This is a genomic window from Humidesulfovibrio sp. (assembly GCF_035560995.1).
Classification (GTDB): domain Bacteria; phylum Desulfobacterota; class Desulfovibrionia; order Desulfovibrionales; family Desulfovibrionaceae; genus Humidesulfovibrio.
In genome coordinates this window covers 1-6,185 of the sequence record NZ_DATMYK010000164.1, presented here as the reverse complement: position 1 = coordinate 6,185, position 6,185 = coordinate 1, and the positions used below count along the sequence as shown (strand labels likewise).

Below are 6,185 nucleotides of genomic sequence, written 5' to 3'. Positions count from 1 at the left end.
AACTTGGAACGACCTTTGCTATACCCTCGTCAGCCGGAAGGCGGACCAATTGGCGGCCGCTGGCTGAAAAAGGGCGAAAGCCCAGGAGGATCAAGGCATGAAGGGTCTCTTCGACAGACAGTTCGGCGTGGTGGAAAAGGTCATGGACATGCGCCTGCAACGTCAGAATGTCGTCATGGCCAACATCGCCAATGTGAGCACCCCCAAGTACAAGGCCCGCAGGCTTGAATTTGAGGAAGACCTGCAAAAGGCCATGTTCATGGACCAGAAGGGCAAGATGACCCGCACCGACGAGAAGCACCTTCCCGCGGCCTTCGATGTCAACGGATTCCAGGGCAAGGGCCTGGCCGACTGGAAGCCGCGCACGGTCCATGGCGAGGACGTGGTCGACCTGGACAAGGAAATGACCGCCATGGCCAAAAACTCCATGATGTACAACGCACTCTCCGACATCATCGCAAAGAATTTCACTGGATTGCAGACCGTAATCCAGGAAGGGGGCAAGTAAATGGACTTCATGAGCGCACTCGACGTCAGCGCCTCGGGCATGAAGGCCCAGCGCACGTACATGAACGTCATCTCCATGAACCTGGCCAACGTGAAGACGACCAGGACCCCGGAGGGCGGCGCCTACAAGCGCAAGAGCGTGGCCTTCGCCGCGGCGCCGGTGTTCAACCCCTTCGACAAGGAAATGGAGAACGCAGAGAACCGGGAACTCAAGGGCGTCGTCGTGCGCGGCATCGTCACCGACAAGCGCCCCATGAAGAAGGTGCACGAGCCCGGCCACCCCGACGCGGACAAGGACGGTTACGTCACCTATCCGGACATCAACGTGGTGGAGGAAATGGCCAACATGATCACCACCATGCGGTCGTACGAGGCCAACGTCCAGGCCATCCAGGACACCAAGGCCATGTTCAACAAGGCCCTGCAGATAGCCCGCTAACGCCGGAACACGAGGAGAAACGCCATGATCGTCAAGTCCGTCGCCATGCAGGCCTACCAGAACGCGCTGAAGACCCAGCAGGGGGCCCAGGGGGCCTTCGGCACCACGCAGACCAAGAAGACCCAAGGCGCCACGGGCGCGGGTTTCATGGACGCCATGAAGGGCAGCCTGGATAAGGTCAACGAGATGCAGCAGGAGAAGAACTCCCTGGTGGAATCCTTCGCCGCCGGCAAGGACCACAACGTGCATGAGCTCATGATCTCGCTGCAGAAGGCCGGGCTGGCCATGAGCATGACCAGCGCGGTGCGCAACAAGATTTTGGCCAGCTACCAGGAACTCACCAAGATGCAGTTCTAAGCGGGGCCGCACGGCGGCCGCGCGCCCCGGCGAACAAACAGGCGAACAAAGAGGCCGGTACGGAAACGGGCCTTAGGCAAACAGGACCAAAGCGAGCAGGAGAGCGAGCATGCACCCGAAAGTAGCAGAATACCTCGACAAGGCCAAGAACCTCTGGGGCACGCGCAGCATGTCCCAGCAGATGCTCATCGGAGGCCTGGCCGTCGTGCTGGTGGCCGCGTTCATCGCGGGCATCATCTATCTGAACAAGCCCGACTACAAGGTGCTCTACACCAAGCTCTCCAACGAGGACGCCGCCAAGGTCGTCAACATGCTGAAGGCCACCAAGGAGCCTTTCCAGCTGGAGGACAATGGCCAGACCGTGCTGGTGCGCTCCGAGCGCGTGTACGAACTGCGCCTGAAGATCGCCAGCGAAGGCAACCTCCACGGCCAGGGCATCGGCTTTGAAATTTTCGACGAAGTGAAGATCGGCCAGACCGACTTCGTGCAGCACATCAACTACCAGCGCGCGCTGCAGGGCGAACTTGCCCGCACCATCGCGGAGTTCCCCAAGATCGAGAACGCCCGCGTGCACCTGGTTGTGCCCAAGAAGAGCCTGTTCATCGAGGAGCAGACCCAGCCCTCGGCCAGCGTTGTGCTGAAGCTGAAGGAGAAGGACGGCAAGCTTGAGCCCAAGGAAGTGCAGGGCATCGTCAATCTTGTGACCATGGCCGTGGAAGGCCTGGACAAGAAGCGCATCACCATCAGCGACCAGAACGGCCAGCCGCTGTACCAGCCCGCCGACGACGAAAGCGCGGGCATGAACACCACCCAGCTGGAGTTCAAGGCCCAGATGGAGCGCAAGATCGAGCGCCGCATCGAGGAACTGCTGGCTCCGGTCATCGGTCCGCAGAAGATCATCGCCCGCGTGAACACCGAGCTCGACTTCAGCCACAAGACCATCAAGAAGGAGCTGTTCAACCCCGACGGCCAGGTGGTGCGCAGCGAGAGCAGAAGCGAGGAAACGGTCGCCGGACGCGCCAATCTGGACGGCGCCGCGCCCGAGGCCAACTTCCGCGGCGACGGCTTCACCGGCACGCAAAGTTCCCAGGACAGCTCGCGGGAGACGCGCACCACCAACTACGAGATCAACCGCGAGGAACAGCAGATCGTCTCCCCCGTGGGAGAGTTGAAGCGCCTGGGTGTTGCGGTTATCGTCGATGGCACGTACACCAAGGACGAGAAGACCGGGCAGATGACCTACGTGCCCAGAAGCGAAGAGGAGATGACCCGCATCAGGAGCCTGGTCGCCAGCGCCGTGGGTCTCGACAAGGACCGGGGCGACACCATCGAGGTCTCCTCCATCGCCTTCGGCGCGGTGGACATGGCCGAGGGAACGTCCCTGATCAAGAATTTCATCGACCTGGGCGGCAAGCTTGGCAAGCCGCTGCTGAGCGGACTCCTGATCTTCCTCTTCCTGATCCTGGTGGTCCGTCCGGTGGTCATGGCCCTTATCCGGCCCAAGGTGGCCGAAGAGGAGGTTGAGGAAGTGGCGAGTCTGCCCAGCACCGACGAGCGCCTGGCCATTGAAGAAGTGGTGGACGTGCCCGAGGAAGCCCTCGACACCTCGCGCCGCCTGGAGCTTCTGAAGAACCAGGCCGTGCAGCTTACGGAACAGAACATGGATCAGGCCATCCGGCTCCTCAAGTCGTGGGCCAGACAGGAGGCGTAACACGTGGCTAGCTTCACCGGCCCCCAGAAGACCGCCATCGTCATGCTCGCCCTGGGCGAGAAGTTCACGGCCGAATCCTTCAAGCGCATGGAGCGTCAGGAAATCGCCGCCGTGTCCAAGGCCATGCTGGACATCGATTCCGTGTCCCGCGAGGACGTGGTCGACGTGCTGAAGGAGTTCAACGACGCCATCACCTACGGCGCGGAAACTCTGACGGGCGGGGCCGAACAGGTGAAGCGCCTGCTGACCAAGGCTCTTGATTCCGAAACAGCCAAGTACATCCTGGACAGCCTGGAGATCGACACCGGCCCCACGCCCTTCCAGGAACTTTCGAACGTCAGCCCGCGCATTCTGGCGCAGATACTGCGCAACGAACATCCGCAGACCCTGGCCCTCATCTTGGGCCACCTGCACCCGGACCAGGCGGCGGAGCTTTTGTCCAACCTGCCATCCGGCGTGCGGCCGGAGGTGCTCATGCGCCTGGCCAAGCTGGAAGCCGTGGCCGAGGAGATGCTCCACGAGGTGGACAAGGTGCTCCAGAGCCAGCTCATCGCCATGGGCGGCAAGGAAGGCAAGAAGGTCGGCGGCGTCAACGCCGTGGCCGAGATCCTCAACGCCGTGGACCGCGCCACGGAAGAGGAAGTGCTCTCCGAGATCGAGGAAGAGAGCCAGCAGATGGCCGACGACATCAGAAACCTCATGTTCGTGTTCGAGGACATCAAGGGCCTGGACGACCGCAGCATCCGCGAACTCCTGAAGGACATCTCCAACGAGGAGCTGACCAAGGCCTTGAAGGGCGCCAGCGACGACCTGAAGGACAAGTTCCTCAAGAACCTGTCCGAGCGCGCCGCAGGCATGATCCGCGAAGATTTGGAGATCATGGGCCCGGTGAAGCTTTCCGAAGTGGAAGGCGCCCAGCAGAACATCGTCAAGACGGTGCGCCGCCTCGAATCCGAGGGCCGCATCGCCATAAGCAGAGGCGGCGGCGATGAATTCATCTAACTTCCATGAAGCGCCCGTAGCCTCGCCCCTGGCCGCAGCCCTGCCGGACGGCCCGCGCTACTCCGGCCGCGTGCTCATGGGCTGCGACACGCCCGGCGCGGGCTTCGTCACCATCCAGGAGATTGAAGGCAAGCGCCATAAGCCCGTGTGGGACGAGGCCACCGAGGCCGAATACATCGGCCGCTGCAAGGTCAAGGCGGAAACCCTGGCCCGGGAGATCATCAACCAGGCCATGCACAAGGCCCAGGCCGAGGCCCAGGCCATCCGCGACACCGCCCAGGCCGAGGTGGACGCCGCCGTGGCCCAGGCCAGGGCGGAGGCCGAGGCGGAAGCCCAGGCCAGGCTCGACGCCGAGGTGGACGCCCACGTGCAGGCCATGAGCGCCCTGCTCTCCGGCATGCAGACCCTTGGCCAGGAAGTGTGGGAGGCCCGCAGAAAGGACTTCGCCAGCCTGGCGCGCATCTTTTCCCGCAAGGCCCTGGGCGTGGAGATGCGCGAGCGCCGCGCCGAAATTCTGGAACGGCTCATGGACGAAGCCTGCGCAAGGCTCGACGCCCACCGCGAATTCACCCTCAAGGTGGCGCCGGAAGATTTCGAACTGGCCAAGGGACTCATGGAGTCCATCCAGGCCGCGCGCCCGGACCTGGGCCAGTGGAAGCTGGCCTCGGAACCCGGCCTGGCCCTGGGCGGCGTCATCCTGGAGACCCCGGAAATGCTGGCCGACAACGCCGTAGCCAACCGCATGGCCCTGCTGGAACCTTTCCTGGAGCAGCTGGCCCTGCCGGAAGACCTGGCCGAGGCCAGGGCGGAAACGCACGAGGCCGCCGGTGCCCCTCAATCCTGAAGCGGTCTGCCAGGCTTTTGACGACCTGGACCTCTGTCAAACCTTTGGCAAGGTCACCCGCGTGGTGGGCCTCATCGCCGAGGGCCAAGGCATCCGGCCCCCTGTGGGCTCCGTGTGCCATCTGCTGCCCGAGGACCGCAACAGCGCGCCCATCCCGGCGGAAGTGGTCGGCTTCAAGGAAAACGCCTGCCTGTTCATGCCCTATGGCGACCTGCGCGGCGTTCGTCCCGGCAGCCTGATCAAGAACTCCGCCTCGCCCCCGCATTTCCCCGTGGGTCCCGGCCTTTTGGGCCGCACTCTGGACGCCTTCGGCGAGACCATCGACGGCAAGGGCATGTTCGCGCCCGAAGGCTTCGTGCCGCTTTACCGCGACCCGCCAAACCCCATGGACCGCCCGCGCATCGACGAACCCCTCGATGTCGGCGTGCGCGCCATCAACGGCCTTCTTACTCTTGCCAAGGGCCAGCGCGTGGGCATCATGGCCGGTTCCGGCGTGGGCAAAAGCACGCTCATGGGCATGATGGCGCGCTACACCAAGGCCGACATCAACGTCATCGGCCTGGTGGGCGAGCGCGGCCGCGAGGTGGTGGAATTCATCGAGCGCGATCTGGGGCCCGAGGGCATGGCGCGCAGCGTGGTCATCGTGGCCACCTCGGACAAGAGCCCGCTCATCCGCATGCGCGCGGCCTTTGCCGCCACCGCCGTGGCGGAATATTACCGCGACCAGGGCCTGGACGTTCTCTTGATGATGGACTCCGTGACGCGCTTCGCCATGGCCGGGCGCGAGGTGGGCCTGGCCGCGGGCGAGCCGCCCACGCGCGGCGGCTACACGCCCAGCGTCTTCGCCCAGCTGCCGCAGCTTCTGGAACGCGCGGGCAAGAGCGCCGTGGGCTCCATCACCGGCGTGTATACCGTGCTGGTGGACGGCGACGACTTCACCGAGCCCATCGCCGACGCGGTGCGCTCCATCCTGGACGGGCACATCGTGCTGACGCGCGAGCTGGCGGACCAGGCGCACTTCCCGGCCATCGACGTGCTCAAGAGCATCAGCCGTCTGCGCAGCGAGGTCGTGGCCCGCGAGGACATCGAAGCCGGGCGCACGGTGCTGCGGCTCATGAGCACCTTCAAGCGCGTGGAGGACATGGTGAACATCGGCGCGTACCAGAAGGGCGCCAGCCCGGACGTGGACCGCGCCATCGCCATGGTCGCGCCCATCAACGCCTTTTTGCAGCAGTACGTGGGCGACAACGAATCGCTTGCCACCTGCTTCGCCAAGCTCAAGGAGCTTGCGGCGGCGGGGGCGTAGGCGCACCTCTCCCCTCCCC

7 protein-coding genes are annotated in these 6,185 nt (G+C 64.1%); all 7 read left to right on the top strand.

What is annotated here, in order from left to right:
* Positions 1-97: 97 nt before the first annotated feature.
* The 7 genes from flgB (at position 98) to VN419_RS06285 (ending at position 6,166) form a co-directional block, all read left to right on the top strand.
* Positions 98-508 (top strand): flagellar basal body rod protein FlgB, encoded by a 411-nt coding sequence (flgB, locus tag VN419_RS06315; protein WP_325645609.1) that lies wholly within the window; start codon positions 98-100, stop codon positions 506-508.
* Complete coding sequence (gene flgC / locus VN419_RS06310; RefSeq protein ID WP_325645607.1) at positions 509-946, top strand: flagellar basal body rod protein FlgC; 438 nt, start codon at positions 509-511, stop codon at positions 944-946.
* A 24-nt stretch (positions 947-970) separates the two neighbouring features.
* Entirely contained in the window at positions 971-1,303 is a 333-nt protein-coding gene (gene fliE, locus VN419_RS06305; protein WP_325645605.1) for a flagellar hook-basal body complex protein FliE, read from the top strand.
* 109 nt (positions 1,304-1,412) lie between these two features.
* Positions 1,413-3,014, top strand: a complete 1,602-nt coding sequence (fliF, locus tag VN419_RS06300; RefSeq protein WP_325645602.1) for a flagellar basal-body MS-ring/collar protein FliF — start codon at positions 1,413-1,415, stop codon at positions 3,012-3,014.
* Positions 3,015-3,017: 3 nt separating this feature from the next.
* Positions 3,018-4,016: a flagellar motor switch protein FliG gene (fliG, locus tag VN419_RS06295; RefSeq protein ID WP_325645599.1), complete on the top strand. Its 999-nt coding sequence runs from the start codon at positions 3,018-3,020 to the stop codon at positions 4,014-4,016.
* Entirely contained in the window at positions 4,003-4,860 is an 858-nt protein-coding gene (locus VN419_RS06290) for a FliH/SctL family protein (RefSeq protein WP_325645597.1), read from the top strand. The genes fliG and VN419_RS06290 overlap by 14 nt, the downstream gene beginning before the upstream one ends.
* Positions 4,844-6,166 (top strand): FliI/YscN family ATPase, encoded by a 1,323-nt coding sequence (locus VN419_RS06285; RefSeq protein WP_325645596.1) that lies wholly within the window; start codon positions 4,844-4,846, stop codon positions 6,164-6,166. The genes VN419_RS06290 and VN419_RS06285 overlap by 17 nt, the downstream gene beginning before the upstream one ends.
* Positions 6,167-6,185: the final 19 nt, after the last annotated feature.

Bases quoted from the DNA above. Each gene is read 5' to 3' on its own strand.
- flgB (WP_325645609.1), top strand. From the start codon at position 98: ATGAAGGGTCTCTTCGACAGACAGTTCGGCGTGGTGGAAAAGGTCATG.
- flgC (WP_325645607.1), top strand. From the start codon at position 509: ATGGACTTCATGAGCGCACTCGACGTCAGCGCCTCGGGCATGAAGGCC.
- fliE (WP_325645605.1), top strand. From the start codon at position 971: ATGATCGTCAAGTCCGTCGCCATGCAGGCCTACCAGAACGCGCTGAAG.
- fliF (WP_325645602.1), top strand. From the start codon at position 1,413: ATGCACCCGAAAGTAGCAGAATACCTCGACAAGGCCAAGAACCTCTGG.
- VN419_RS06290 (WP_325645597.1), top strand. From the start codon at position 4,003: ATGAATTCATCTAACTTCCATGAAGCGCCCGTAGCCTCGCCCCTGGCC.